The organism is Bradyrhizobium sp. SZCCT0231 (genome assembly GCF_018130245.1).
Lineage (GTDB): Bacteria > Pseudomonadota > Alphaproteobacteria > Rhizobiales > Xanthobacteraceae > Bradyrhizobium > Bradyrhizobium japonicum_F.
The window spans coordinates 133756-159187 of sequence record NZ_JAFCKP010000017.1; the positions used below are offsets into that span (position 1 = coordinate 133756).

Annotated in this window: 25 protein-coding genes and 2 pseudogenes; 22 read left to right on the forward strand and 5 right to left on the reverse strand. The window is 65.8% G+C overall.

Annotated elements, in window-relative coordinates; all coding sequences use genetic code 11:
- Nucleotides 1-25: 25 nt before the first annotated feature.
- From JQ566_RS28990 to JQ566_RS29020, 7 genes and pseudogenes are all read left to right on the forward strand, one after another.
- The gene (locus JQ566_RS28990; RefSeq protein ID WP_212378752.1) at nucleotides 26-1687 is read left to right on the forward strand and encodes a tannase/feruloyl esterase family alpha/beta hydrolase; all 1662 of its coding nucleotides are present in this window, start codon (nucleotides 26-28) and stop codon (nucleotides 1685-1687) included.
- Between the two features lie 48 nt (nucleotides 1688-1735).
- Complete coding sequence (locus tag JQ566_RS28995) at nucleotides 1736-2185, forward strand: MarR family winged helix-turn-helix transcriptional regulator (RefSeq protein ID WP_212378754.1); 450 nt, start codon at nucleotides 1736-1738, stop codon at nucleotides 2183-2185.
- Between the two features lie 14 nt (nucleotides 2186-2199).
- The gene (locus JQ566_RS29000) at nucleotides 2200-2970 is read left to right on the forward strand and encodes an enoyl-CoA hydratase (RefSeq protein ID WP_212378756.1); all 771 of its coding nucleotides are present in this window, start codon (nucleotides 2200-2202) and stop codon (nucleotides 2968-2970) included.
- Between the two features lie 111 nt (nucleotides 2971-3081).
- A pseudogene (locus JQ566_RS29005) lies at nucleotides 3082-5163 on the forward strand (methyl-accepting chemotaxis protein).
- Between the two features lie 128 nt (nucleotides 5164-5291).
- Nucleotides 5292-6233 (forward strand): dihydrodipicolinate synthase family protein, encoded by a 942-nt coding sequence (locus tag JQ566_RS29010; RefSeq protein WP_212378758.1) that lies wholly within the window; start codon nucleotides 5292-5294, stop codon nucleotides 6231-6233.
- A gap of 279 nt (nucleotides 6234-6512) precedes the next feature.
- Nucleotides 6513-7913: a selenium-binding family protein gene (locus JQ566_RS29015; protein ID WP_212378760.1), complete on the forward strand. Its 1401-nt coding sequence runs from the start codon at nucleotides 6513-6515 to the stop codon at nucleotides 7911-7913.
- A 5-nt stretch (nucleotides 7914-7918) separates the two neighbouring features.
- A complete protein-coding gene (locus JQ566_RS29020; protein ID WP_212378762.1) occupies nucleotides 7919-8590 on the forward strand; it encodes a hypothetical protein in 672 nt (223 codons plus the stop codon).
- A gap of 3 nt (nucleotides 8591-8593) precedes the next feature.
- Here JQ566_RS29020 and JQ566_RS29025 read toward each other — a convergent pair whose 3' ends face one another.
- The 3 genes from JQ566_RS29025 to JQ566_RS29035 are packed head-to-tail and all read right to left on the reverse strand — an operon-like array spanning nucleotide 8594 to nucleotide 11169.
- Complete coding sequence (locus JQ566_RS29025) at nucleotides 8594-9292, reverse strand: DUF1045 domain-containing protein (RefSeq protein WP_212378763.1); 699 nt, start codon at nucleotides 9290-9292, stop codon at nucleotides 8594-8596.
- 18 nt (nucleotides 9293-9310) lie between these two features.
- Entirely contained in the window at nucleotides 9311-10504 is a 1194-nt protein-coding gene (locus tag JQ566_RS29030; protein ID WP_212378765.1) for an alpha-D-ribose 1-methylphosphonate 5-triphosphate diphosphatase, read from the reverse strand.
- Nucleotides 10501-11169, reverse strand: coding sequence for a transferase hexapeptide repeat family protein (locus JQ566_RS29035; protein ID WP_212378767.1), 669 nt, complete (start codon nucleotides 11167-11169; stop codon nucleotides 10501-10503). Before JQ566_RS29035 ends, JQ566_RS29030 begins: the two co-directional genes overlap by 4 nt.
- Nucleotides 11170-11342: 173 nt before the next feature.
- Here JQ566_RS29035 and phnC point away from each other — a divergent pair, with 173 nt between their 5' ends.
- The 4 genes from phnC to phnE (JQ566_RS29055) all read left to right on the forward strand — a co-directional run bounded on the left by phnC (nucleotide 11343) and on the right by phnE (JQ566_RS29055) (nucleotide 14953).
- Nucleotides 11343-12152, forward strand: a complete 810-nt coding sequence (gene phnC, locus JQ566_RS29040; protein WP_212378769.1) for a phosphonate ABC transporter ATP-binding protein — start codon at nucleotides 11343-11345, stop codon at nucleotides 12150-12152.
- 63 nt (nucleotides 12153-12215) lie between these two features.
- Nucleotides 12216-13151: a phosphonate ABC transporter substrate-binding protein gene (phnD, locus tag JQ566_RS29045; protein ID WP_212378771.1), complete on the forward strand. Its 936-nt coding sequence runs from the start codon at nucleotides 12216-12218 to the stop codon at nucleotides 13149-13151.
- A 72-nt stretch (nucleotides 13152-13223) separates the two neighbouring features.
- Complete coding sequence (gene phnE, locus JQ566_RS29050; protein WP_212378773.1) at nucleotides 13224-14108, forward strand: phosphonate ABC transporter, permease protein PhnE; 885 nt, start codon at nucleotides 13224-13226, stop codon at nucleotides 14106-14108.
- Nucleotides 14105-14953 (forward strand): phosphonate ABC transporter, permease protein PhnE, encoded by an 849-nt coding sequence (gene phnE / locus JQ566_RS29055; RefSeq protein ID WP_212378775.1) that lies wholly within the window; start codon nucleotides 14105-14107, stop codon nucleotides 14951-14953. The genes phnE (JQ566_RS29050) and phnE (JQ566_RS29055) overlap by 4 nt, the downstream gene beginning before the upstream one ends.
- 126 nt (nucleotides 14954-15079) lie before the next feature.
- Here phnE (JQ566_RS29055) and phnF read toward each other — a convergent pair whose 3' ends face one another.
- Nucleotides 15080-15808 (reverse strand): phosphonate metabolism transcriptional regulator PhnF, encoded by a 729-nt coding sequence (phnF, locus tag JQ566_RS29060; protein WP_212378777.1) that lies wholly within the window; start codon nucleotides 15806-15808, stop codon nucleotides 15080-15082.
- A gap of 119 nt (nucleotides 15809-15927) precedes the next feature.
- Between phnF and phnG the strand changes: the two genes are divergently transcribed.
- Genes phnG through JQ566_RS29105 form a run of 9 tightly spaced genes read left to right on the forward strand, consistent with a single transcriptional unit; the run spans nucleotide 15928 to nucleotide 22897 of the window.
- On the forward strand, nucleotides 15928-16392 hold the full coding sequence (phnG, locus tag JQ566_RS29065) for a phosphonate C-P lyase system protein PhnG (protein WP_212378779.1): 465 nt from the start codon (nucleotides 15928-15930) through the stop codon (nucleotides 16390-16392).
- A gap of 4 nt (nucleotides 16393-16396) precedes the next feature.
- Entirely contained in the window at nucleotides 16397-17005 is a 609-nt protein-coding gene (gene phnH, locus JQ566_RS29070; protein ID WP_212378781.1) for a phosphonate C-P lyase system protein PhnH, read from the forward strand.
- A gap of 3 nt (nucleotides 17006-17008) precedes the next feature.
- A complete protein-coding gene (locus JQ566_RS29075) occupies nucleotides 17009-18112 on the forward strand; it encodes a carbon-phosphorus lyase complex subunit (RefSeq protein WP_212378783.1) in 1104 nt (367 codons plus the stop codon).
- Entirely contained in the window at nucleotides 18109-19005 is an 897-nt protein-coding gene (locus tag JQ566_RS29080) for an alpha-D-ribose 1-methylphosphonate 5-phosphate C-P-lyase PhnJ (protein WP_212378785.1), read from the forward strand. The genes JQ566_RS29075 and JQ566_RS29080 overlap by 4 nt, the downstream gene beginning before the upstream one ends.
- Entirely contained in the window at nucleotides 18998-19795 is a 798-nt protein-coding gene (gene phnK / locus JQ566_RS29085; protein ID WP_212378787.1) for a phosphonate C-P lyase system protein PhnK, read from the forward strand. The genes JQ566_RS29080 and phnK overlap by 8 nt, the downstream gene beginning before the upstream one ends.
- Before the next feature lie 8 nt (nucleotides 19796-19803).
- A complete protein-coding gene (gene phnL, locus JQ566_RS29090; RefSeq protein ID WP_212378789.1) occupies nucleotides 19804-20502 on the forward strand; it encodes a phosphonate C-P lyase system protein PhnL in 699 nt (232 codons plus the stop codon).
- A gap of 6 nt (nucleotides 20503-20508) precedes the next feature.
- Nucleotides 20509-21666: an alpha-D-ribose 1-methylphosphonate 5-triphosphate diphosphatase gene (locus tag JQ566_RS29095; RefSeq protein WP_212378791.1), complete on the forward strand. Its 1158-nt coding sequence runs from the start codon at nucleotides 20509-20511 to the stop codon at nucleotides 21664-21666.
- Nucleotides 21663-22259, forward strand: coding sequence for a phosphonate metabolism protein/1,5-bisphosphokinase (PRPP-forming) PhnN (gene phnN, locus JQ566_RS29100; protein ID WP_212378793.1), 597 nt, complete (start codon nucleotides 21663-21665; stop codon nucleotides 22257-22259). Before JQ566_RS29095 ends, phnN begins: the two co-directional genes overlap by 4 nt.
- 26 nt (nucleotides 22260-22285) lie before the next feature.
- Nucleotides 22286-22897 (forward strand): pyridoxamine 5'-phosphate oxidase family protein, encoded by a 612-nt coding sequence (locus JQ566_RS29105; protein ID WP_212378795.1) that lies wholly within the window; start codon nucleotides 22286-22288, stop codon nucleotides 22895-22897.
- Nucleotides 22898-23113: 216 nt separating this feature from the next.
- On the opposite strand, the gene JQ566_RS29110 is transcribed toward JQ566_RS29105, so the two are convergent.
- Nucleotides 23114-23845, reverse strand: coding sequence for an SDR family NAD(P)-dependent oxidoreductase (locus JQ566_RS29110; RefSeq protein WP_212378797.1), 732 nt, complete (start codon nucleotides 23843-23845; stop codon nucleotides 23114-23116).
- A 385-nt stretch (nucleotides 23846-24230) separates the two neighbouring features.
- Here JQ566_RS29110 and JQ566_RS34745 point away from each other — a divergent pair.
- Nucleotides 24231-24451, forward strand: a pseudogene (locus tag JQ566_RS34745) (hypothetical protein).
- Nucleotides 24452-24474: 23 nt separating this feature from the next.
- Nucleotides 24475-25428, forward strand: coding sequence for an aliphatic sulfonate ABC transporter substrate-binding protein (locus JQ566_RS29115; protein ID WP_212378800.1), 954 nt, complete (start codon nucleotides 24475-24477; stop codon nucleotides 25426-25428).
- The last annotated feature ends 4 nt before the right edge of the window (nucleotides 25429-25432 follow it).

The window sequence follows — 25432 nt, forward strand, 5'->3', positions numbered from 1 at the left end:
CAAACAACAAAGCCGGGTGGAAACGATGACTCTGACGAGGGCGAAGCTGTGCGCATGGCTCGTGGGAACGGCGGCTGCGTTGAGCGCGGACGCCGCGTTCGCCGTGACATTGGCGGAGGATGCGGACACGGTCTGCAAGGGCCTCGTTGGCGGGGCCGATGCCGTGAGGATCGATTCCGCGACGCTGCAGGCATCCTCGCAACTCGCCGTCGCCGAACGTGGGCCGACCCCGTCCGGGCGCATCGCGCCGGCCAATCCGCGCTTCTGCAAGGTGCTCGGCCATATCGACCCCGCCGATCCCAAGGCGCCGCCGATCAAATTCCAGGTCAACCTTCCCGTCGAATGGAACGGCCGCTCGCTGCAGTATGGCGGCGGCGGTTTCAATGGTGTGCTGATCACCGGCCTTGCGCTGCCGCCAGCCTATCCCTTCGACAAGCCGTCGCCGCTCGCGCGCGGCTTCGTCACCTACGGCACGGACTCCGGCCACGAATCCAGGCCGGGCGAGCCGCCGCAGCTTTTCGCGCTGAACGACGAGGCCTTCGAGAATTTCGCCCATCGCGCCTACAAGAAGGTGCGCGACGCTGCCGTTGCGCTGATGCAGCGCGCCTACGGCAAGAAGCCCGAGAAGCTGTACTTCATGGGCTCGTCCGAAGGCGGCCGTGAAGGCCTGACCATGGCGCAGCGCTATCCCGACGATTTCGACGGCATCTTCGCCCGCGTGCCCGTCATCAATTGGGTCGGCTTGCAGCATGCCGGCACGCGCTCGGGCCTCGTCACCATGGGCGAGGGCTGGATCAACCCGGCGCAGGTCAAGCTCGTCGCCGACGCTGTGCGCGCGGCCTGCGACAAGGCCGACGGCTCCGACGATGCGCTGGTGCAGGATCCCGTCGCCTGCAAGGCGGCGTTCAAGGTCGAGACGCTGCGCTGCGCGGCGGGCAAGAGCGGCGATCAGTGTCTCACCGATGCGCAGATCAAGGCGATCAACACGCTGCACGCGACCTACAAATTCCCGTTCACGCTCGCCAATGGCCTCGACGATTATCCGGGCTGGGGCGTGTCGGGCGAGGACACGCCGGCGATCGGGCCGACCGGCGGCTGGGTCTCGTGGTGGCTCGGCACCGCACCGCCGGCGCAGCCGCCTGCGCCGAACAACGGCATCGCCTGGATCTACGGCGCCGGCGGCATTCAATATGTGTTCGCGCGCGATCCGAAGCTTGATGTGACCACCTACAAGGCGGAGGACCACAAGGCGCGGCTGCTCGAGGTCTCCAGCCTGATGGACTCGACCGATCCCGATCTCAGCCGTTTCCGCGCACGGGGCGGCCGGCTGATCATGCTCGAGCACATGGCCGACTACGCGCAGAGTCCCTATGCCGGCATCCGTTATTTCGAGAGTGTCGAGCGCAAGATGGGCAAGGCCGAGACCGCGGAGTTCGCGCGGCTCTACACCGCGCCCGGCGTCGACCACGTCGGCTCCGGCGCGCCCGCCAATGTCGACATGCTGAGCGTGCTGGTCGACTGGGCGGAGAACGGCAAGGCGCCCGGCGACCTCGACGTCAGCGAGCAGAAGGTCGAGGCGCCGTCGTTTGCAGTGACGCGCGCGATGCCGCTCTGCCGCTGGCCCGCCTGGCCGCACTACAAGAATGGGCCGGTCACGGAGGCGTCGAGTTTCACCTGCGCGCCGTAGCGAAACCGCTCGTTTGACAACCGTCTCGCGCCCGGTTATGTATTTCGCATGCGAAATAAAGCGGCCGGCGCGAGACACCATCGGCTGATCTATCTGCTGAGCGTCGCGCACCGCCGGTTGCAGCGCTGGATGGCGGCGCAGCCCGAGAGCGAGGTGACGCCGGCGCAGGCGGGACTGCTGTTCATCCTCGGCAAGCAGGAAGGCGTCCTGATCGGCGAGGCCGGCGCGGCGCTCGATCTTGGCCCGGCCGGCATTTCCGGCCTCGTCGACCGCACGGCGGCTGCCAAGCTGATCGAGCGGCGGGCCGACCGCGAGGATGGCCGCGCCTTTCGCATCTGGCTGACGCCGAAGGGGCGCACCGCGCTGGCGCAGGCGAAAGCCGGTGCGGCCGAGGTCAACGCGGCGCTGACGGAAGGATTCACGGCTGCGGAAATCGACGTCGTCGCACGCTGGCTGACGAGCATTCAGGACAAGTTTCCAAGAAGTTCAGACGAATAACACGGAGCAGACGAATGACCGAGCACGTCCGGATCGAGAGCAACGGCGGAATTCTCACCCTGACATTGGCGCGTCCCGACAAGAAGAACGCGTTGACCGATGCGATGTACGGCAAGCTCGCCGACGCAATCGAATCCGCCGAGTTCGATCCGTCCGCTCGCGTGATCCTGATCCGCGGCGAGGGCGACATGTTCACCGCCGGCAACGACGTCGGCGAGTTCGCTGCGGTCGCAGCCGGCAAGTCCGAAGGCAGCCGCAACGTCGTGCGCTTCATCCAGTCGCTGGCGCGCTGCACCCGGCCGCTGGTCGCAGCCGTGCAGGGCCGTGCCGTCGGCGTCGGCACCACGATGCTGCTGCATTGCGATCTCGTCGTGCTGGCCGACGACGCGCAATTGTCGACGCCGTTCGTCAGCCTCGCGCTGGTGCCGGAGGCCGCCTCCAGCCTGCTGATGCCGGCGCGCATCGGCCACGCCCGCGCCTACGAGATGTTCGCGCTCGGCGAGACCGTACCTGCCAAATCGGCGCTGGAATGGGGCCTTGCCAACCGCGTGGTGCCGCTCGACAAGCTCGAAGCCGAGGCGCTTGCCCTCGCGCAGCGTCTCGCCCGCCAGCCGGCCGGTGCCCTCATCGCGACCAAACGGCTGATGCGCAACGGAGAGGCGCTGGTCGCGCAGATGCAGGCCGAGGGTGAGCAGTTCGCCCAGCGCCTGCGCACAGCCGAGGCGCGCGAGGCGTTTACGGCGTTTGCGGAACGCCGCCCGCCGGATTTCACCAGGATAGGATAGTATTCCGAATGCGTGCAGGTTGGATCGCTTCGATTCAACTCAAACCTTAACGAAACATTGGCACGTGGCGGTGCAAGGTGGACCTCTCCTGAGAGTTAGGTCCCTCGACCCATGTCCATTTTTAAGAAATCGGTAAGCACGCTCCTCCTGGTCCTGATGACGCTGCTGGCGGCCGGCGCACTGACCAGCACGGCCATCCAGATGGTCGGGGCTTTCGGCCGCTATAGCGACAGTCTGGAGACCGAGCGGCTCGCGAATGCCGACAAGTCGATCTTCCATGGCGTGGTTGCCCTGCGCAGCAATCGTGGCGATGCCCAGAGCGCCCTGCTCGGCGAGGACGATCCGCGCGCCAAGCTCGGCGTTGCCGAGAAGGCGGAGCAGGCCGGCTTTGACGCCATCAGCGCCGCGCTCTCCACCGTCGAATTCGCCCGCCGCGACGAGTTCGCCAGCACGCTGAAGCAGCGCTGGAGTGAGGCCGCACCAAAATTCCAGTTGTTCTATGACGAGGCCAAGCTGCCGCGCGCCGAGCGCAAGCTGGAGCGTACCGCGCCCTGGTACGATGCGGTCACCAAGGTGATCGAGACCGCCAATCTCGCGTCCACCGCGGTGTCGAACCGCGCCTGGATGAACGATCCTTACATCGCCCGCATGATCCAGGCCCGCCGCCTCGCCTGGCAGGTGCGTGATCGCTACGGCATCCAGTGCTCGACCCTGCGCCCGAACGTCAACAACTCCAAGCCTCTCGACGAGGCCCAGAAGCAGACCGTGGCCGGCTGGAACGGCATCGTCACCGCCGGCTGGACCGGCATGGAGGAACTGCTGGCTGCGCCTGACGTGCCGGCCGACCTCGTCAACACGGCCAAGGAGGCGAAGGCCAAGACTGACGGCGTGCTCAAGCAGATCGGCGATCTGACCAAGAACTTCGACGGCAGCGGCCGTCCGGCGATGCCCGCCTCCGAATGGAACGCGCTGTGCCAGTCGCCCTTCGCACCCATCGTCGCGATCGCCAACAAGGCGCTCGACCTGTCGATCGCGCGCGCCGAGACCGTGCAGGCGAAGGCCCTGACTAATCTCATCGTGCAGTCCTTCGCGTTCCTGCTTGCGTTGGCGGTGACCCTGGCCGGCGTGTTCGTGGTGCGCAATCGCCTCATGCGCCCGGTGCGCGCCATCCTCGATGCCATCGCGCGCATCAGCGCGCGCGACTATGCGACGCCGGTTCCGCAATCCCGGCATCCCGACGAGTTCGGCACCATGGCTGCTGCGCTCGAAAGCTTGCGCGAGAGCGCGGCGACCGCGGACCGGCTCGGCCGGGAACGCGAATCGCAGCAGGCGCTTCAGCTCGCCCGGTCCGGCACCGTCGATGCGGCCTGCCGCAGCTTCGACGATGCCGTGCAGGCGGTCATCCAGAGTGTCGTGGCCTCGACGCGGGAGCTCGACGCCACCGCGACCGGCGTGCGCTCGCTGGTGCTGGAATCAAGCAGCCAGACCGCCGCGGTCTCCTCCGCGGCCGAGCAAGCCACCAACAATCTCGAGACCATCGCGGCCGCGACCGAGGAGCTCTCTGCATCCGTCGGGGAGATCTCCGCGCAGGTACAGTCGAGCGCGCGCGAGGCCCGCGAGGCCGTGGCACAGGCCGAGCAGACCAACGCGACGGTCGAGATCCTCGATCAGACCGCAAGCCGCATCGGCGAGGTCGTGAAGATGATCAATGCGATCGCCGCCCAGACCAACCTTCTGGCGCTGAATGCCACCATTGAGGCCGCGCGGGCGGGCGAGGCCGGGCGCGGCTTCGCCGTGGTCGCGGGCGAGGTCAAGAGCCTCGCATCCCAGACGGCGACAGCGACGGAAGAGATCTCGCGCTAGGTCGAGGAGATCCAGGGGGCCACCGGCCAGGCCGTCGCCGCGATCCGCTCGATCGGCGGCGCCATTGGTGGCATCGACGAGAAGATGACGGCGATTGCCGCCGCCGTCGAGCAGCAGCGCGCGGCCACCACCGAGATCTCGCGCAATTTCCAGCAGGCAGCCCAAGGCACCCGCGAGGTCACCGACACCATCGGCAGCGTCGCGAGGCTCAATCAGGAGACTGGTAACGCCGGCACGGTGCTGTCGGAGTCCGTCAAGAAGATGTCCGCCGACGCCGACCGTCTCCGCGTCGCGGTCGAAGGCTTTTTGGGAGCGGTGAAGACCGCATAAACTTCGCTTGGTCCCTCCATCCAACGTCGCGCGGGCATTGCCGCCGGTCCGCGTGGCGGGTAAATCTGTGGCGCCTCGCTCCGCGAGCGCTGAGACAGACGTAAGATATATCAGGGATGGAGAGTTCGATGCCGGTCACGCCACACCACAAGGCCCAGCGCCCCTATCGCGGCGTGTTCCCGGTCGCGCCGACCATCTTCGATGAGCGCGGCGAGCTCGACCTCGAGGGCCAGCGCCGCTGCGTCGATTTCATGATCGATGCCGGCTCGAACGGTCTCTGCATTCTCGCCAACTTCTCCGAGCAGTTCGTGCTGACCGATGCCGAGCGCGAAACCGTGATGCATGCGGTGCTGGAACATGTTGCGGGCCGGGTTCCCGTGATCGTGACCACCACCCATTTCAGCTCCGCCGTCTGCGCCGCGCGTAGCAAGCAGGCCGAGGCTGCTGGCGCCGCCATGGTGATGGTGATGCCGCCCTATCACGGCGCGACCTTCCGGGTCCCGGAGAAGGGCATCGTCGAATTCTTCCGCGTGCTCTCCAGCGCGATCGACATTCCCATCATGATCCAGGACGCACCGGTGGCCGGCACGCCGCTGTCGGTCGAGCTGCTGGCGCGGCTGTCGCGCGAATTCTCCAACATCCGCTATTTCAAGATCGAGGTTCCCGGCGCGGCCTCAAAGCTCCGCAGCCTGATCGAGGCGGGTGGCAAGGACATCGAGGGTCCTTGGGACGGCGAGGAGGCGATCACGCTGCTCGCCGACCTCGACGCCGGCGCCACCGGCGCCATGACCGGCGGCGGCTATCCCGACGGCATCCGCCAGATCATCGATCCCTATTTCGCCGGCAAGCGCGAGGAGGCGAAGGCGGCCTATGAGCGCTGGCTGCCGCTGATCAACTACGAGAACCGCCAATGCGGCCTGATCGCCTGCAAGGTCATGATGCAGGCCGGCGGTGTGATCAAGTCCGAGACGGTGCGGCATCCGCTCCAGCCGCTGCATCCGGCAACGCGCGCGGGCCTGCTCGAGCTCGCCAAGGAGCGCGACGCGCTGGCGCTGCGGTGGGGGAAGTAAGTCTCTCCATCGTCATTGCGAGCGAAGCGAAGCAATCCAGGAATGTGTCCGCGGAGACAGTCTGGATTGCTTCGCTTCGCTCGCAATGACGGGGTCTGCCCATTTCGGCTGTAGGGCGTCGAATTAGCGCGATTCCGCCAGTTTCCCATAGCCCGGCGGTGGCGTATTGTACGCTCGCCAACTGGCCTGCGGAGCAATCTCGACACGTCGAACACCTCTTCATTATGCCGTTATCCCGAGTCAGGTTGGCGCGAACCGACAGAACAGGGAGGCAGTGCCATGACGATGAGGCCGGATCCCACCTTTCACGCATCGCCCAAGCTTGCGATGGAAGCACCTGCGGAGAACTTTGCCTACACATTGCTGCTCAGTCCGGATTTCTCCAAGCCGGATGCTCTCGCGGTCATCGACGTCAAGCCGGGATCGCCGACCTATAGCCAGATCGTCCACACCGTGACGATGCCCAACAAGGGCGACGAGTTTCATCACTTCGGCTGGAATGCCTGCTCCTCCGCCCTGTCGCCGCTCGCCGGACATGCCTTCATCGAGCGGCGCTATCTCATCATCCCCGGACTGCGCTCGTCGCGCATCTACATCATCGACACCAAGCCCGATCCGACGAAAGCCAAGATCCACAAGATCATCGAACCAGAGGAGGTCTTCAAGAAGACCGGCTACTCGCGGCCGCATACGATCCATTGCGGGCCGGACGGCATTTACGTGAGCACGCTGGGCGGCGGCGGCAAGGACGGCACCAACGGACCTCCAGGTGTTTTCATCATGGATTGCGAGACGTTCGAGGTTCTTGGACGATGGGAGATCGACCGCGGTCCGCAGACGCTGCATTATGATTTCTGGTGGAATCTGCCGCGCGACTACATGGTGACGAGCGAATGGGCGTTGCCGCCGCAGTTCGAGAACGGGATCGTTCCGGAAGATCTGCTTGCGAACAAATATGGCCATCGTCTCCACTTCTGGGACCTTCGCGCCCGTCGCAACGTCCAGACCATCGACCTCGGCGCCAATCATCAGATGGCGCTGGAGGTGCGGCCAGCGCACGATCCGGTTCGCGAATACGGCTTCGTCGGCGTCGTGGTCGACACCACCAATCTCGAAGCGTCGATCTGGACCTGGTGGCGCGACGGCGGGAAATTCCATGCCGAGAAGACGGCGACGATCCCTCCCGAGCCCGCGCCCAAGGAGAAGCTCCCGCCGCTGCTGCAGGGATTTGGCGCCGTGCCGCCGCTGGTGACCGACATCGACCTGTCGATGGACGACCGATTCCTCTATGTCTCGTGCTGGGGCACCGGTGAAATGCGTCAGTACGACGTCAGTGATCCGCGCAAGCCGCAGCATGCTGGCTCGGTCCACATCGGCGGCATCGCGCGCCGCACGCCGCATCCGAACGGCAAGGCATTTGCGGCCGGTCCGCAGATGGTCGAGATCAGCCGCGACGGCAAGCGCGTGTACTGGACCAATTCGCTCTATTCCACCTGGGACGACCAGTTCTATCCCGACGGGGTTCCGGGCGCGGAGGTCATGGCCAATGTCGGTCGCAACGGCGGCCTCGAGCTCGACAAGGACTATTTCGTGAGCTTCCCCGACGGATATCGTGCGCACCAGATCAGGCTCGAGGGCGGCGATTGTTCGACGGACTCCTTTTGCTACCCGTCGGTCTAGATGGGATGTACGCGAGCCAGACCCTCGGCTGGCTCTGGCTCGCGCTTGTTGCGAGCGGTCTCTACCACGGCGTCAATCCGGGCATGGGCTGGCCGCTCGCCGTTTCGGCCGGGCTCATGGACAAGAGCCCGCGCGCGCTCTTCCGCGCCTTGTGGGCTCTGGCGGCGGGACATCTCCTCGCAACGCTTCTCGTGCTGCTGCCATTCGCATTCCTGCTCGTGCTGGCGCAGTGGCAGCGTCCGATCCAGCTGGTCGCGAGCCTTGTCGTCATCGGCTTTGGCGTCTATCGGCTGATCGACCGGCGCCATCCGCGCGCGCTGGCACGAATTCCGCCGACGCAATTGGTGCTCTGGTCGTTTGCCGTCGCCATTGCTCACGGCGCCGCCTTGATGCTCGTGCCGATCTATCTCGGGCTCTGCCAGGCCTTCGAGCTCGACGCCGGACACAAGGCGGCGGGCGCGCTGATGAAGGCGAGTGTCGGGATGGCGGTGCTGGTGTCCCTGGTGCACGTTGCCGCCATGGTCAGCGCCGGCGGATGTCTGGCTTGGCTCGTCTACCGCTATCTGGGATTGAAGTTCGTCTCGCGAAGCTGGTTCAATCTGGATGTAGTCTGGGCGATCAGCCTCGTTCTGGTCGGTGCGGTGGCGCTCGCCTTCAATCTTGCGAGCTGGCGCTGAGGTCTACAGTGCCAAAGTCCATTCGCCGATGATGCGAAATCTTGCCCTGGCATCATCCTGCTTGAACAGCGCAATGCGGTCGACCGTCAGCGCATCGAGCTTCAGCGCCGCAAACTGCTCCCGCAGCATCTGCAGAATCGGCCCGCGCCGCTCCACATCCAGCCGCCCCGTCAGCGTCATGTGGAAGCGGAACTCCTCCATGACGTAAGGATAGCCCCAGCGGTCGAGATAGTCGCGTTGTCGCTCGCTGAGTTTTTCGGGCTTCCGCCGCGCGCGGTCTTCCGCCGTCAGCGGCGCACGGAAGGCGTCGAAATCCCGAACGCTGTCGGCGGCGAGCTCCTGTAGCGCATCGACCGGCTCGGCAGGAATGACGGCGATGAAGCCGCTGATTGTATCGACGACGGGGCGGATCACTGGAAGGCGCCGCGCCCTGCCGGCGAACATCGTGCAGGCGGCGATCAGTTCGGCCTCGGTCTTGCCTGATGCCAGCGCCATGGGCGCCTTCAGCGTGCCGTGAAAACCGTATCTGCGGGGATCGGCGCTGACGTCGTGCCAGTCCGGTGCAATCTGCAGCGCCTCGTGCGGAAACCGCGCCTCGTCGCCGGAATAGGCGTCGTAGCCGAGCAGCCCGGCGCCGAAGCGGGAGAGGGCGCTGTCGCGGCCTGCGGCAAAATAGATTGCGTAGCGGGGAAAACCTGTCATCGCCCGAGCATAACCAATTTAGGCCGCGACGACAGCCTCGCGCGGCGCGACCATCGCTGTGAGCAGCCGCGTCGCATCGGTGAGATGCACGAGCTTGCCGCCTGAGATCACCGCGATCAGCCGCGGCCGCAGCTTCACGCTGTCGTCGACGAGCAGAATGTCAGCGCGGCGTCCCTCCGCAAGCAGGCCGCGATCGGTGAGGCCGGTCGCGCGCGCCGGGCCGGCGGAGACCAAATCCCAGGCCGCTGCCAGCGGCACCACGCCATCGGCCGCGAGGCGGAACGCGGCGAGCAGCTGCGCCGGATAATAATAGTCCGACGCCAGCACCGAGCAGAGCCCCTTGGCAATCATGTCGGAGGCCCTGGTCCAGCCGGTGTGGCTGCCGCCGCGCACGACGTTCGGCGCGCCATAGACGATGGCATCGCCGTGGCTCGCTGCCGCCCGCGCCGTCTCCTCGTTGATCGGAAACTCCGCGATGTCAGCGCCGAGCTCGCGAAACTCCCGTCGCATCGCCGGCGTCGCGTCATCGTGCGAGAGCATCCGCACCTCCGCCGCGCGGGCAGAAGCGGCCAGGCGCGACACCGAAGCGGGAACCTTGTCGGCGCGCGAGATCACGCGTTCGACCAGCCGGTCGAATTCTTCGCTCGACAGGCCGGTGCGCTCCACCATGCGGTTGCGCTTGCGCGGTTTGGCCATGTCAGCGACGGTGCCGTCCATGTGGTCGTTGAAGGCGAACAGGTCGACGCGGCCCTCGGCGAGCCACTGGGCGATCTCGGCCTCGGCGTCGAGATTGTAGGTCTCGTGGCGCAGATGGAAGCGGGTGTCGGCAGCGAATTGCGGGCGCTGCCGCTCGATCGCCTCCATCAGGCCACGTGCATTGTCGGCGCTGCGCAGGCCTGGCTCCCAGGAGCAGGTCGTGGCGTGAAAGACGGTGGTGATGCCGTTGCTGATCGCCTGGCGGTCGCTGTCGGCGAGCGCGACATCGATCGGGAAATCGACGCCGGCGCGCGGCATCATCTGCCGCTCGAAGGCATCGCCATGCAGATCGACGATGCCGGGCAGCACCAGCAGGTCGCGGGCATCGATCGCCAGCCGCGCACGGCCGCAAGAAGCATCGACCTCTGCAATGTCCGTTCCGGACACGAGAAGCGAGGCTTCGACGAGCTCGGCGCCGATCAGGGCCCGGCCGCCTTCGAGAAAAATGTCTGTCACGCGACCGCGCTTCGTTTGCTGGGAGAATTGGCGAGAAAGCTCGTCCGTGCTTCGTATGTCGACAGAAAATCTTCAATCCCGAGCCTGCGGAAATCGGGCAGCGCCTCGCGCAATTTGTCGTGATCCCAGTCCCACCAGGCGAGCTTCGCGAGGCGCCCGGCGATCTCCTCCGAGAACCGCCGCCGCACGATGCGGGCCGGATTGCCGGCGACGATGGTGTAGGCCGGCACGTCCTTGGTGACGATGGCGCCGGCGGCGATCACCGCGCCGGTGCCGATGTTGCGGCCCGGCAGCACGATCGCGCCATGGCCGATCCAGACGTCATGGCCGATATGGACGTGATGCTGGCGCCGCCAGTCGAAGAACTCGGCATCGTCGCTCTCGCCTTCGAAATAGGCGCTGGAACGATAGGTGAAGTGCGCCTGCGTCGCGCGGTGCATCGGATGGTTGCCTGGATTGATGCGCGTCATCGCCGCGATCGAGCAGAACTTTCCGATGGTGCTGTAGGTGATCTGCGAATTGTTCACGACATAGGAGTAGTCGCCCATCGTCACTTCATGCAGGATCGTGCGCGCGCCGACCTCGGTATAGGCGCCGAGCCTGGTGTCATGCAGCTTGGCCGAGGGATCGATGGTCGGCTGAACCGAGAGGGCTTTGGCGGCCATGTTGCATCCGAAGTGCGAGGGCGGGCGTTTCTCTTCGAGCGGCTTGATGACGATGTCATGACGCCGAGATGACAGGGGATGAGGTGTGCAGGATCGCCGCACTGCAGCGGCGCTGTCACACAAGTGTTAAGCATGGACGTTAGCGGTTGGCTCCAGCTACTCTGGAGCCCTGCATGCTGGTGGTGGATGGTCTGACGTGTCGCTTCGGCGCAAAAGCCGCGGTGGACGACGCTTCGTTTCAAGTTTCCCCCGGCGGCTTCGTCGGTGTGATCGGGCGATCCGGCGCCGGTAAGTCGACATTGCTGCGGACCATCAACCGCCTTGTGACCCCGACCGGGGGCAGCATCCTGTTCGACGGCGTCGACGTCACCTTGCTGCGCGGCAAGGAGCTGCGGCAGTGGCGCGCGCGCTCGGCGATGATCTTCCAGCAGTTCAACCTGGTCGGCCGGCTCGACGTGCTCACCAACGTCCTGATGGGGCGCCTTGCGACGATGCCCGCCTGGCGTTCGCTGTCGCAAACCTGGCCCGAGCAGGACAAGGCGCTGGCAATGTCGGCGCTCGAGCAGTTCGACATCGCTTCGCTCGCCGCCCAGCGCGCCGACCAGCTCTCCGGCGGTCAGCAGCAGCGCGTGGCGATCGCCCGCGCATTGGTGCAGCAGCCCGATATCATCCTCGCCGACGAGCCGATCGCCTCGCTCGATCCGCGCAACACCAAGATCGTGATGGATGCGCTGCTGCGCATCAACAAGCATTTCGGCATCACCGTGCTCTGCAACCTGCATTCGCTCGATCTGGCGCGGACCTATTGCGACCGCCTGATCGGCATGGCCGCCGGCCGCGTGGTGTTCGACGGCGCGCCGTCCGCGCTGACCGATCACGTCGCGCGCGAGCTCTACGATCTCGAAGCCGCCGACGTCATGGGCGGCATGCCTGTCCCCGCGCCCGAGGGCGTGCCGGCGCTCGGAACGGCCGCGGCCGCCTGAGCCGCGCCGCATCTTTTGTTGCCAGTATTGCGTCAACCGACCCCAACCGATGAAGAGGGTATCATGTTCACTCGCAGACTAGTTCTTGCCGGCGCCGCCGCGCTCGCGTTCACCGCCTCGGCCTCCGCTGAGGACTGGAAGGCCAAATATCCCGAGCTGACCTTCGCGGTCGTCCCGGCCGAGAACGCCTCCGGCGTCACCGAGCGCTGGGCGCCGTTCGTGAGCTATCTCTCCAAGGAGCTCGGCGTGAAGGTCACGCTGCGCATCGCCAACGATTATGCCGCCGTCATCGAAGGCCAGCGCGCCGGCAATATCCACATCGCGAGCTACGGCTCGGCCTCGTTCGCCCGCGCCCGCCTGACCGGCGTCAAGACCGACGCCTTCGCCAACGACATCAACGCCGACGGCTCGACCGGCTATTACTCGGTGTTCTTCGTCAAGGCGAGCAACGCCTACAAGAAGGTCGATGACCTCAAGGGCAAGAACCTCGGCCTCGTCGACCCGAACTCGACCTCCGGCAACAACGTGCCGCGCTTCGAGCTCGACAAGATGGGCATCCACGATGCCGACGGCTATTTCGGCAAGGTCGTCTTCACCGGCAGCCACGAGAACGCGATGCTGGCGCTGGCGCAGGGCACGGTCGACGTCGCCGCCAACCAGTGGACCAGCGACGACGATTCCACGCTGGCGCAGATGCTGACCAAGGGCATGCTGAAGAACGCCGACGGCTCGGCGATGAAGAAGGACGATTTCCGCATCATCCACAAGTCGGCGCCGATCATCAACGGGCCCTATGCCTACAATTCCGACCTGCCGGAAGACGCCAAGGCCGCCATTGCCAAGGCGTTCTTCGACGCGCCGGCCAAGGACAAGGCCGCGTTCGATCGTCTGTCCGACGGCCAGAAGAAGGGTTTTCATCCCGCCACCACCAAGGACTGGGATGGCACGATCGAGCTGATCAAGTTCGTCGACGCGCTGCGTAAAAAGAAGGCGTCCTGAGTCTTCGGGACGATGCACCTGAGCCGGGTCCCAAGGACCCGGCTCTTTCTTTGACGGGACCTGTTTCGAGCGATGACGACAGCGGTTTCGATCCTCCCCGAGCAGCAGCTCGCCGTGCTCAACGCTGCCTATCGCCAGGCGGTTTCGCGCAGGCGGCTTCGTCTCCTGTTGGGAGCCGCGATCTTTGCTGCCGCGCTGGTTCTCGCCGCGATCGGCGCCGAAGTGAATTTGCGCACGCTGTTCACCTATTTCGGCAACTTCATCAGCTATTTCGACCGCATCCTCACCCTCGACAACGGCCAGCGGGTCTGGACCGATGTCGGCGAGTGGTTCTGGGGTTGGCGCAAATGGCTGAAGATGCTGGGTGAGACGCTGCTGATCTCCTATGTCGGCACGCTGATCGGCGCGACTTTCGCATTCTGCCTCAATTTTTTCGCGGCCGAGAACACCTCGCCGGCGCCCTGGCTGCGCTTTACCGTGCGGCGCCTGCTCGAATTCGCCCGCACCGTCCCGGGCATCGTCTTCGCGCTGGTCTTCGTCATCGCATTCGGGCTCGGGCCGATGGCAGGCGTGCTCGCGATCGCGATCCACTCCACCGGCGCACTGGGAAAACTGTTCTCCGAGATCGTCGAGAATGCCGACATGAAGCCGGTCGAGGGTATCCGCTCGACCGGAGCGAGCTGGCTGTCCTGCATGCGTTTTGCGATCGTGCCGCAGGTGACCGCCGGCTATGCCAGCTATGCGCTGCTGCGCTTCGAGATCAATGTCCGCGAAGCCTCCGTGATGGGCTTTGTCGGCGCCGGCGGCATCGGCCAGGAGCTCGTCGTCGCCATCCGCAAGTTCTATTATTCGGACGTCAGCGCCATCCTGCTCACCATCATCGTCACGGTCTTCATCATCGACATCACCACCGGCTGGCTGCGCGGCCGCCTGTTCGGCAAGGAGGCGCGGGCGTGACGAAGCCGCAGGAAGTCGATGCCGCGCAGATTCGCGCGCGCTACCCCGACGTGTTCGACCGGCCGGCCTCGGCGCGGCTCGCGACGCCGGCGATGATCGTCGCGGCGTTCGCGATCCTCATCTACGGGCTCGTCGATCTCGACTTCTCGCCGTCGCGCTTCTTCGCCGGCCTCAGCCAGCTCGGCTGGATCACATTGATGATGATCCCGCCCGATCCCGGCTCGTCGCTGCCGGTCTATCTGAAGGCGCTCGGCGAGACGCTGTCGATCGCGCTGCTCGGCACGACGCTGGCTGCCGTGTTCGCGCTGCCTGTCAGCCTGCTGGCCGCGCGCAACATCGTGCCGTCGAACATCCTGCGCTTCCCGATCCGCCGCTTCCTCGATTCGATCCGCGGCGTCGACACGCTGATCTGGGCGCTGGTGTGGATCAACGTGGTCGGCCTCGGTCCGTTCGCCGGCGTGCTCGCCATCGCGGTGTCGGATTTCGGCGCCTTCGGCAAGCTGTTCTCGGAGGCGATCGAAGGTGCCGACCAGAAGCAGGTCGAGGGCATCCGCGCCTCCGGCGGCAGCGCGCTGCACGAGATTCGCTTCGGCCTGCTGCCGCAGGTGCTGCCCGTGATCGCCGGGCAGGTGCTCTATTTCATCGAATCCAACACCCGCTCGGCCACCATCATCGGCATCGTCGGCGCCGGTGGCATCGGCCTTCAGCTCGCCGAGCAGATCCGCGTGCTGGAATGGCAGAAGGTATCGTTCCTGATCCTGATGATCCTGGTCGCGGTCGCCGCGATCGATTTCATCTCCGGCAAGCTGCGCTTTGCGATCATCGGGCGCAGGGCGGCGGCCTGATCGCAGGTGCCGTAGGGTGGGCAAAGCGTAGCGTGCCCACCACTTTTACTGATCGAGAAAGATCGTGGGCACGGCGCAAGTGCGCCTTTGCCCACCCTACGGCTCCGGTTTTGTGGAGAGGGTCCCCTACGACTCCACCAGAAACTCCACCCGCTCCGCGGCAAACCGCGAGTGCTTCGTCACCAGCGGCTTGCCCGTGAGGTCGTGGTCGGTGGCGTCCACCACCAGGATCGGCCGCCCCAGCGCCAGATCGAGCCGTGCGGCGTCGGTGGCGTCGACGATGCCGGCGGTGATTCGGGTCGCGCCGCGGCGATAATCGCGCACGCCATAATGTGCGAGCAGTTTCGTCATCGAGCGCGTCGCCGCGAACACGGCGCCCGCATCCGGAAACAGGTCCGCCGATAGCCATGTGGTGGAAACACAGATCGGCGTGCGGTCGGCGAGGCGGATCGCTTCGATCCGCACCAAGGGCGCGCCGGTCTTCAATCCCAGCTCCCGCGCGAGCTCGCGCGTCGCGACGTCACCGGTCGCCTCGATCAGCCGGCCATGCGGCTCACGGCCCTCAGCGCCGACGATCTCGGAGAAACGCGTGCGCGAGCGCAAGGGATAGGCGAGCTTCTGCGCCTCGACATAGGTTCCGCTGCCGCGCTCGGCGCGCACGAGGCCGCGCTCGGCAAGGGCTGCCAGCGCGCGCCGCACGGTGTGGCGGTTGACGCGATAGGTTTCGGCGATCTCCATCTCGCCCGGCAGCTTGTCGCCCGCGGCAAAGCGGCCGTCGGCGATGCCGCGCTCGATGCCGTCGGCGACGAGGCGCCACAGCGCGACGCCCGAAGAGGCTGTGTCCTGCATGCTCATGTCGTCGGTCAGCCTAGCCCGAAAATCACATCATTGTCACGAAACAGTCATGGCGCATCCGTATGAAGTTGTCTATTATCATAGACAACTTCGATGCGGCAAGTTCTGTAGAAGGCTCGGTGGACCAGGTGACCCAGCACAATACCCAGCAAGCCCAGCGCAAGGCCGCGATGGCGGTGCTGGCGCACGCGGAGGCGGGCGAGATCGCCGCTCGCCTCCGCGATCTCACTCTGCCGGCCCATCAGGATTTGCGCACGCCCGAAAACGGGCTCGTCATGCTGCGCGGCCGGGTCGGCGGCGACGGCGCGCCGTTCAATCTCGGCGAAGCCACGGTGTCGCGCGCCGCGGTGCGGCTTGCGAGCGGCGAGGTCGGGTTCGGCTACACGCTCGGCCGTGACGGTGAGAAGGCGCGGCTGATCGCGCTGTGCGATGCGCTGGTGCAGTCCCGCGATTTCGGTGGGCTCGTCGAGCGTAGTGTTATCGCGCCGTTGCGCGAGCGGCTTATGGTCAAGCGCGAGCAGGCGGCGGCCGAGACCGCCGCGACGAAGGTTGATTTCTACACCATGGTGCGTGGTGAGGGGTGAGATCATGACCACGATTGCGGAGCTGCCACCGGGTTTCGCCGACAAGGTGTTGTCGGCGCAATCGACCTTTCGCTCGGTCATGGACGCGATGGCACGGCCTGGCTCGGTTCAGCGCATCGTGCCGATGGCGGGGACGCCAGGGCCGATGATGCGAGGCACAGCCGCGATCGCGCTGACGCTGTTCGACCACGATACGCCGCTCTGGCTCGATGCGCGGATGGCGGAGAGCTCGGACGTGGTGAAATGGCTGAAGTTTCACACCGGCGCGCCGGTCGTGCGGGATTGCTCGATCGCGAGCTTCGCGGTGATCGGCGACGGCGCGGCGCTTCCGCCGCTCGATCGCTTTGCGCTCGGCACGAGCGAGTATCCGGACCGTTCGACTACGGTGATCGTTCAGGTCGATAGCCTGGTCTCGGGGCGCGGCTTCGAGCTGCGCGGCCCCGGCATCGATGGGGTCGCCACGCTGCAGGCGTCGGTCAAGCCTTTCGACCTGTTCGAGCGCCTGCATATGAACGAAGCGCTGTTTCCGCGCGGTATCGATGTGGTGCTGGTCGCCGATGATGCCGTGGTTGCGATCCCCCGCACCACGCGCGTCGTGAGCAAGGGAAGCTGAAGCATGTATGTCGCAGTCAAAGGCGGCGAACGCGCCATCGAGAACGCCCATCGCCTGCTCGCAAATGCGCGGCGCGGCGACCAAAGCGTTCCGGAGGTCACCCTCGACCAGATCTCGGAGCAGCTTGGACTCGCCGTCGACCGCGTCATGAGCGAAGGCTCGCTCTATGACCGCGAGCTCGCGGCGCTCGCGATCAAGCAGGCGCGCGGCGATCTGATCGAGGCGATCTTCCTGGTTCGCGCCTTCCGTGCCACCCTGCCTCGCTTCGGCGCCAGCGAGCCGGTCGATACCGGCGCCATGCGGGTGCAACGGCGGGTGTCCTCGACCTTCAAGGACATCCCCGGCGGGCAGATCCTCGGGCCGACCTTCGACTACACACACCGCCTGCTCGACCCCTCGCTCGCCGAAGGTTTTGTGCCGGAGACACCGGCGACGGCTGAAGCCTCGACCGCGCCGACGCCCCGCGTCACCGACATTCTTGGACGCGACGGCCTGATCGAATCCTCGCCAGAGGCCGAGGACGGCGCCAGCGTCGGCGATCTCACCCGCGAGCCGCTGAATTTTCCGGCAGACCGCGATCTGCGCCTGCAGAACCTCGCGCGAGGCGATGAAGGGTTCTTGCTGGCGATGGGCTATTCCACCCAGCGCGGTTATGGCCGTAACCATCCCTTTGCCGGCGAGATCCGATTCGGCGAGGTCGAGGTGGAGTTCTCAGCGGAAGACGCCGGCTTCGCCGTGCCGCTCGGCGCGATCGAGCTGACCGAGTGCCAGATGGTCAATCAGTTCAAGGGTTCTGCGACCGAAGCGCCGTGCTTCACCCGCGGCTATGGCCTCGCCTTCGGCCAGAGTGAGCGCAAGACCATGTCGATGGCGCTGGTCGATCGCGCATTGCGCGCCCGTGAGCTCGGCGAGGAGGCATTGGCCCCGGCGCAAGATGAAGAATTCGTGATGTCGCATTCGGACAACGTCCAGGCGACCGGCTTCGTCGAGCACCTGAAGCTGCCGCACTATGTCGACTTCCAGTCCGAGCTCGGCCTCTTGCGCAAGCTGCGTCAGGAGTTTGCCGATGCCAATGCGCCCGACGCCATGAAGGAGGCCGCGGAATGAACGCGCCCGCCTACAATTTCGCCTATCTCGATGAGCAGACCAAGCGGATGATCCGCCGCGCGATCCTCAAAGCGATCGCGATCCCCGGCTATCAGGTGCCGTTCGCCAGCCGCGAGATGCCGATGCCCTATGGCTGGGGCACCGGCGGCGTGCAGGTCACCGCCGCGATCCTGGGGCCGCAGGACGTGCTGAAGGTGATCGACCAGGGCTCCGACGACACCACCAATGCGATCTCGATCCGAAAGTTCTTCGCCAAGACCGCCGGCGTTGCGACGACGACCGCGACGGACGAGGCAACGGTGATCCAGACCCGTCATCGCATCCCGGAGACGGCGCTCAACGAGAACCAGGTGCTGGTCTATCAGGTGCCGATCCCCGAGCCGTTGCGCTTCCTCGAGCCGCGCGAGACCGAGACGCGGCGCATGCATGCGCTGGCCGAATACGGCCTGATGCATGTGAAGCTCTACGAGGACATCGCCCGCTTCGGCCACATCGCGACCGCCTACGCCTATCCGGTCAAGGTCAACGCGCGCTACGTGATGGATCCGTCGCCGACGCCGAAATTCGACAATCCCAAGATGGACAATTCCCCGGCACTGCAATTGTTCGGCGCCGGCCGCGAGAAGCGCATCTACGCGATTCCGCCCTACACCCAGGTGGTCTCGCTCGATTTCGAGGATCACCCGTTCGAACCCTACCGCTTCAACGCGCCCTGCGCGCTGTGTGGGGCGGAGAATTCCTATCTCGACGAGATCATCACCGACGACAAGGGCGGCCGGATGTTCGTCTGCTCCGACACCGATTATTGCGAGGGCCGCCAGGCCGCCGGCCATCACGGCAGCCTCAGCGCCGCGCCGTACAAGGAGAAGGCGCAGGAGGCCTCGAATGGCTGATCAGAATCTGGTCGAGAACGACGAGCCGCTGCTGGTCGCAAAATCCCTCAGCAAATCCTTCGGCCGCATCAAAGCCTGCCGCGACGTGTCGTTCTCGCTCTATCCCGGCGAGGTGCTGGCGATCGTCGGCGAATCGGGCTCGGGCAAGTCGACGCTGCTGCAAATGCTGTCGGGCCAGCTCGCACCGAGCGGCGGCCATGTGTCCTACCGGATGCGCGACGGCGTCACGCGCGATCTCACGACGCTCGGTGAAGCCGAGCGACGTTTCCTGTTCCGCACCGATTGGGGTTTCGTGCATCAGGACCCCGCGCAGGGCCTGCGCATGGCGGTCTCGGCCGGTGCCAATGTCGGCGAGCGGCTGATGGCTGTGGGCTGGAACCACTATGGCCGCATCCGTGAGACTGCGTCGGACTGGCTCACCCGCGTCGAGATCGACATCGCGCGCATCGACGATGCGCCGCGCACCTATTCCGGCGGCATGCGCCAGCGGCTCCAGATCGCCCGCAATCTCGTCACCGAGCCGCGGCTGGTGTTCATGGACGAGCCGACCGGCGGCCTCGACGTTTCCGTGCAGGCGCGCCTGCTCGATCTCGTGCGCAGTCTCGTTGCCGAGCTGCATCTCGCCGTCATCATCGTCACGCATGATCTCGCGGTCGCTCGGCTGTTGTCGCATCGCGTGATGGTGATGAAGGGCGGCCGCGTCATCGAGACCGGTCTCACCGACCAGGTGCTCGACGATCCCCGTGAGCCCTATACGCAACTCCTCGTTTCCTCCATTCTTCCGCCATGAGCTTTTCGATGACCGCCATGATCGACGTCGCCGATGCGCAAAAGACCTTCACGATGCACCTGCAGGGCGGCATCGAATTGCCCGTCGTCAGCGGCGTGACCTTCCACGTCAATCCGGGCGAATGCGTCGTTCTGTCGGGCCCGTCAGGCGCCGGCAAATCGTCGATCCTGAAGATGATCTTCGGCAATTACCGCTGCGACAGCGGCCGCATCGGCATCCGCCATCGCGGCGCGGTGGTCGATCTCGCCGCCGCCGAGCCGCGGCAGGTCCTCAACATCCGCCGCGCCACCATCGGCTATGTCAGCCAGTTCCTGCGCGCGGTACCGCGCGTTGCCACCATCGACGTCGTCGCCGAGCCGCTGATCGTGAACGGCATGAGCCGGACCGATGCACAGGCGCGCGCCGGCGAGCTGCTGCATCGTCTCAACATCCCCGAGCGTCTGTGGCAGCTTCCGCCGGCGACCTTCTCCGGCGGTGAGCAGCAGCGCGTCAACATCGCGCGCGGCTTCATCTCGGACCTGCCGATCCTGCTGCTGGACGAGCCGACCGCTTCGCTCGATGCCGCCAACCGCGCCGTGGTGGTCGAGCTGGTCGCGGAGAAGAAGCGTCAGGGCGTCGCGATGGTCGCCATTGTCCATGACGACGAAATCCGCCATCTGATTGCCGACCGCATCGTCGACGTCACCAGCTTTGCCGCCGCGGCCTGAAGGACATTGGAAATGAAGCCGAAGGACACAGTGATCGCCAACGCCAGGATCGTGCTGGCTGACCGGGTGATCGAGCAGGGCTGGCTCGCGCTTGCCGATGGACGCATCGCCGAGATCGGCGAGGGCAGGGCGCCCGCGGGTGCCGAGGATGCCGGCGGCGACTTGATCATGCCCGGCCTGATCGAGCTCCACACCGACCATCTCGAAGCGCACTACGTGCCGCGCCCAAAAGTGTTCTGGAATCCGATCGCCGCCGTCATCTCCTATGACGGCCAGCTCGCCACCTCGGGCATCACCACCGTGTTCGATTCGCTCCGGGTCTGGCGCGAGGACGGCGCCGAGGAGGTCGATGGCCGCGCCGGCGTGCTTGCCGCCGCGATCACCACCGCGCGCGAGGCCAGCCTGCTACGCGCCGACCATTTCCTGCATCTGCGCTGCGAAATCCCGATGCCGAGCGTGGTCGAGGAGGCCAAGGAGCTGATCGACCGTCCCGACGTCAAGCTGATGTCGCTGATGGACCACACGCCGGGCCAGCGCCAGTTCCGTGACGAGGTCAAGCTGCGCGACTATTACCGCGGCAAGGGCGGCGGCAAGACCGATGCCGAGCTCGACGAGCTGTTCGCAAAGCGCTTCGAATATCAGAGGCTCTATGCCGCGGCCAACATGCGCGAGATCGTGGCGCTGGCGCATCAGTACGAGATCCCGCTGGCCAGCCATGACGACACCACCGAGGAGAACGTCGCGGACGCCGTGCGCGACCGTGTTTCGGTGGCGGAATTCCCGACCACGCTGGAGGCTGCGCGCGGCCTGCACCAGGCCGGCATCGACATCCTCATGGGCGCGCCGAACGTCGTGCGCGGCGGCTCGCACTCCGGCAACATCGCCGCGGTCGATCTCGCCCGCGAGGGCCTGCTCGACATCCTGTCGTCGGACTATATCCCGTCCAGTCTGCTGATGGCGGCGCTGCAATTGCCCGAGCATGTGCCGGCGATCAGCCTTCCGGCGGCGGTTCGCACAGTGACGAAGGCGCCCGCCGAGGCAGTCGGCCTCACCGACCGCGGCGAGGTCGCGACCGGCAAGCGCGCCGACCTGATCCGCGTCCATGTCGCAGGCCACGTTCCCGTCGTCCGCAGCGTCTGGCGCGAGGGACACCGCGTCGCATGAGCGAAACCTCGACCACGGCCGAGAACGAGGCGGGTGCGATCGGCCCCGGCCGGCTCGTGCTCGTGGTCGGTCCCAGCGGCGCCGGCAAGGACACCTTGCTGCGGCTGGCTCAGGCGGCCTGCATCGACGATCCCGACATCGTCTTCCCGCGCCGCGTCGTGACGCGCGCGTCGTCGGCCGATGAAGACAATATCGCGGTGAACCAGGACGAATTCCGCCGCGCGCGCGAGCACGGCGATTTCGCCGTGCACTGGGAGGCGCATGGACATGCCTATGCGCTGCCGACCGAAATCAACGACGACATTCGCGCGGGTCGCGCGGTCGTCGTCAACGTTTCACGCACCGTGATCGTCGCCTTGCGCCGGACCTATGCCAATGTCGTGGTGGTCGCGATCACGGCGCCGCCGGAGGTGCTGGCGCAGCGACTTGCCGCGCGCGCCCGGCACAGCGACGGCAATATTGCCGATCGCCTTGCGCGCATTGTCGACGACGCTTCGGCCACTGCCGACGTCACCATCCTCAATGCGGGCAGCGCGGACTATCACGGCCGCCAGCTCGTGCGCGTGATCAGGAATGAAGGCTGGCAAGACTAGTTGCCAGTACAGGAAGGAGAGGTGGAATGACGGTGATCGAAACGGTCGAACAGCTGGAGGCCATCTACGGCGCCACCAATGACGCCTCGACCGTGAAAGTCGCCGACCATGTCACCCCGCTCTACCGCGTCTTCATCGAGAAGGCGCCGTTCGCCGCGCTCGCGACCATCGGGCCCGAAGGCATCGATTGCTCGCCGCGCGGGGATCTGCCCGGCTTCGTCCGCATCCACGATCCCAACACGCTGATGCTGCCGGACCGCCGCGGCAACAACCGGGTCGATTCCCTGCGCAACATCGTGCGCGATCCCAGGGTGTCGCTGATGTTCCTGATCCCCGGATCCGGCAATGCGGTCCGTGCCAACGGCCGCGCGCATCTGTCGATCGATCCGGAGCTGCTGGCCTCGTTCAAGGTCGAGGGCAAGGCGCCGCGCAGCGTCATGGTGATGAACGTGGAGGAAATCTATTTCCAGTGCGCCCGCGCCATCGTCCGCTCCGATCTCTGGAACCCCGACAAGCGCGTCGATCCCAAGACGCTGCCGACGCCCGGCCAGATCCTCGCCGAGATGAGTCAGAACAAGGTCGGCGGTGAGGAGTATGATCGCATCTGGCCCGAGCGGGCTGCGGCGACGATGTGGTGAGCCCGCTCTCTCGTCTCCCTCGCCCCGCGCTCGCGAGGAGAGGTGAAGAGGGCACTCGCTGCTGCGAACAGCAGAATCGTAGGGTGGGCAAAGGCGCACTTGCGCCGTGCCCACGAATTCTCACCAATCACACGCAAAGGGTGGGCACGCTTCGCTTTGCCAACCCTGCGGTATTCCCCGAGCTTGGACGAAGGTGCACGCCGCGGCGCCACGCCCTCAGTTAAACGCCATCCCGCCGCTCAGCGCGATGGTCTGCCCGGTCATGTAGGCGTTGTCGACCAGCAGCATCACGGCCTTCGCCACCTCGTCCGCTGTGCCGAAGCGGCCGAGCGGGATGCGGCTGACGAGCGCGGGCTGGCCGCTCATCATGTCGGTCTCGATCAGCGACGGCGCCACCGCGTTGACGGTGATGCCGTCCTTCACCAGCCGCGCCGCATAGCCTCGCGTCAGGCCCTCCATGCCGGCCTTGGACGCATTGTAGTGCGGCCCGATCGAGCCGGCGCCGCGCGCCGCGCCGGAGGAGATGTTGACGATGCGGCCCCATGTCCGCGCGCGCATCGACGGCAGCACCGCCTGCGTGCACAGGAAAGCGGATTTCAGGTTGACCAGGATGGTGCGATCGAAATCGTCCTCGGTGAGATCGTCGACGCCGCGCGTGATGGCAATGCCTGCATTGTTGACCAGGATGTCGATCGGCCCGAGCCCGGCGGTGACGCGCTCGACCATTCCGGCCACGGCCTCGGCTTGCGAGACGTCGGCGGCGACCACGATGGCGCGGCCGCCCTGCTTGCCGATCTCGCCTGCCAGCTGCTCGGCCTGGCCGATTCTCTCGCGGCAGTTGATCGCCACCGCCGCGCCTGCTTCGGCCAGCGCGCGACAGACGGCCGCGCCGATTCCGCGCGAGCCGCCGGTGACGAGCGCCGTGCGCCCCTTCAGAGTATCCGCCATGCCTGGAACCTCCAATACCATTGGCCTTGGGAGCGTATCACGCCCGCTGCTCACGCGCGTTGAACTCATCGCGAGATGAATCCGTCTGCCCGTGCTTGCGGCGGGAGAAGCGCCCCAGCGTGCCGTTGCCAAATATGGATAGCCATTTCATTGACCAATCGTGCCAACCGCTCGATATTCGAAGCATCGAAACTGCTCCTCGAACTCGAAGCCGCGATATGAGAACCGATCACCAGCGCAATCCCAACGACATGCATGTGTGCATGACGCGGCGCTGTTTCTCGGCGGCAACGGGCGCCTGTTGTTGTTGCTGACCGTCTCCTAGCAGCACCTCACACCGAAAATCCCAAGACAGGAACGCCGACATTTCGGCGAACGAGCAGTCATGTCCCAGACCCAGTCGAACGCCTCATCATCGAGATCCACGACCGCGCCGCCGGCATCATCACGAGAGATGAGCGTGGCTTCCGTTTCTTCTCCTCCGAGCGCCTGTTCGACAGCCTCGAAGGCCGCCAATTCCGGTCGGCCCGCGAGGCCGAGCGCGCCGCCCGTGCGGTGTTCTCCGAGCGGAGCCGTCGCGCGAGCTCGCAACTTTTCGCCAACTGAATCCCACCGAAAGGACCCGCGTTATGATCAACCGACGACACATCCTTGCAACGACGCTCCTGTTCGCGACGGCCCTGGCAACCCCCGCGCACGCCGAGGGCACGCCGGCGGAAATCCGCATCGGCACGCAAAAGGGCGGTTTCTTCCCGGCAGTGCGCCAGCGCCAGACTCTGGAAAATGCCTTCAAGCCGCTCGGCATCGAGATCAAGTGGGTCGATTTCCAGTTCGGCCCTCCGCTGCTGGAGGCCATCAATGTCGGCAGCGTCGATTTCGGCTATGTCGGCGACTCCCCGCCGATCTTCGCGCAAGCCGGCGGCGCAAAGATCCGCTACGTCGCCGCGGTGAAATCGGAAGGCAACACCCAGGCGATCATCGTGCCGAAGGATTCGGCCATCAAGACGCTCGCCGATCTCAAGGGCAAGCGCGTCGCCTTCGGCAAGGGATCGAGCGCGCATAATCTCCTGGTCGCGGCGCTCGAAAAGGCCGGCCTGTCCTGGTCCGACATCACGCCGGCGTCGCTCGCGCCTGCCGATGCGACGGCCGCCTTCATCAAGGGCTCGGTCGATGCCTGGTCGATCTGGGATCCGTATCTCGCGCTCGCCGAATTGAAGGAGGGCGCGCGGGTGATCGCTTTCGACAAGGACGTGCACAAGCCGAACGCCTTCTACATCGCCAACACGGATTTCGTTGATAAATATCCTTCGCTGGTCGCGAAGCTCAACACCACCTTCGCGTCCGAAGGCATCTGGGCCAACGAACACCACGAGGACGTCGCCAAAGCGCAGGCAGACGCGACCGGCGTCGACATCGAGGCCGTCAGGCGTTTCGTGGATCGCTCCAACTTCCGCGTCGTGCCGCTGGATGCCGAAATTGTCGCAAGCCAGCAGGCGGTCGCCGATCGCTTCGCAAAGCTTGGCCTGATCCCGAAGCCGGTCAACGTCTCCGACATCGTCTGGAAGTGGACGCCGGGGTCGTGAGCGG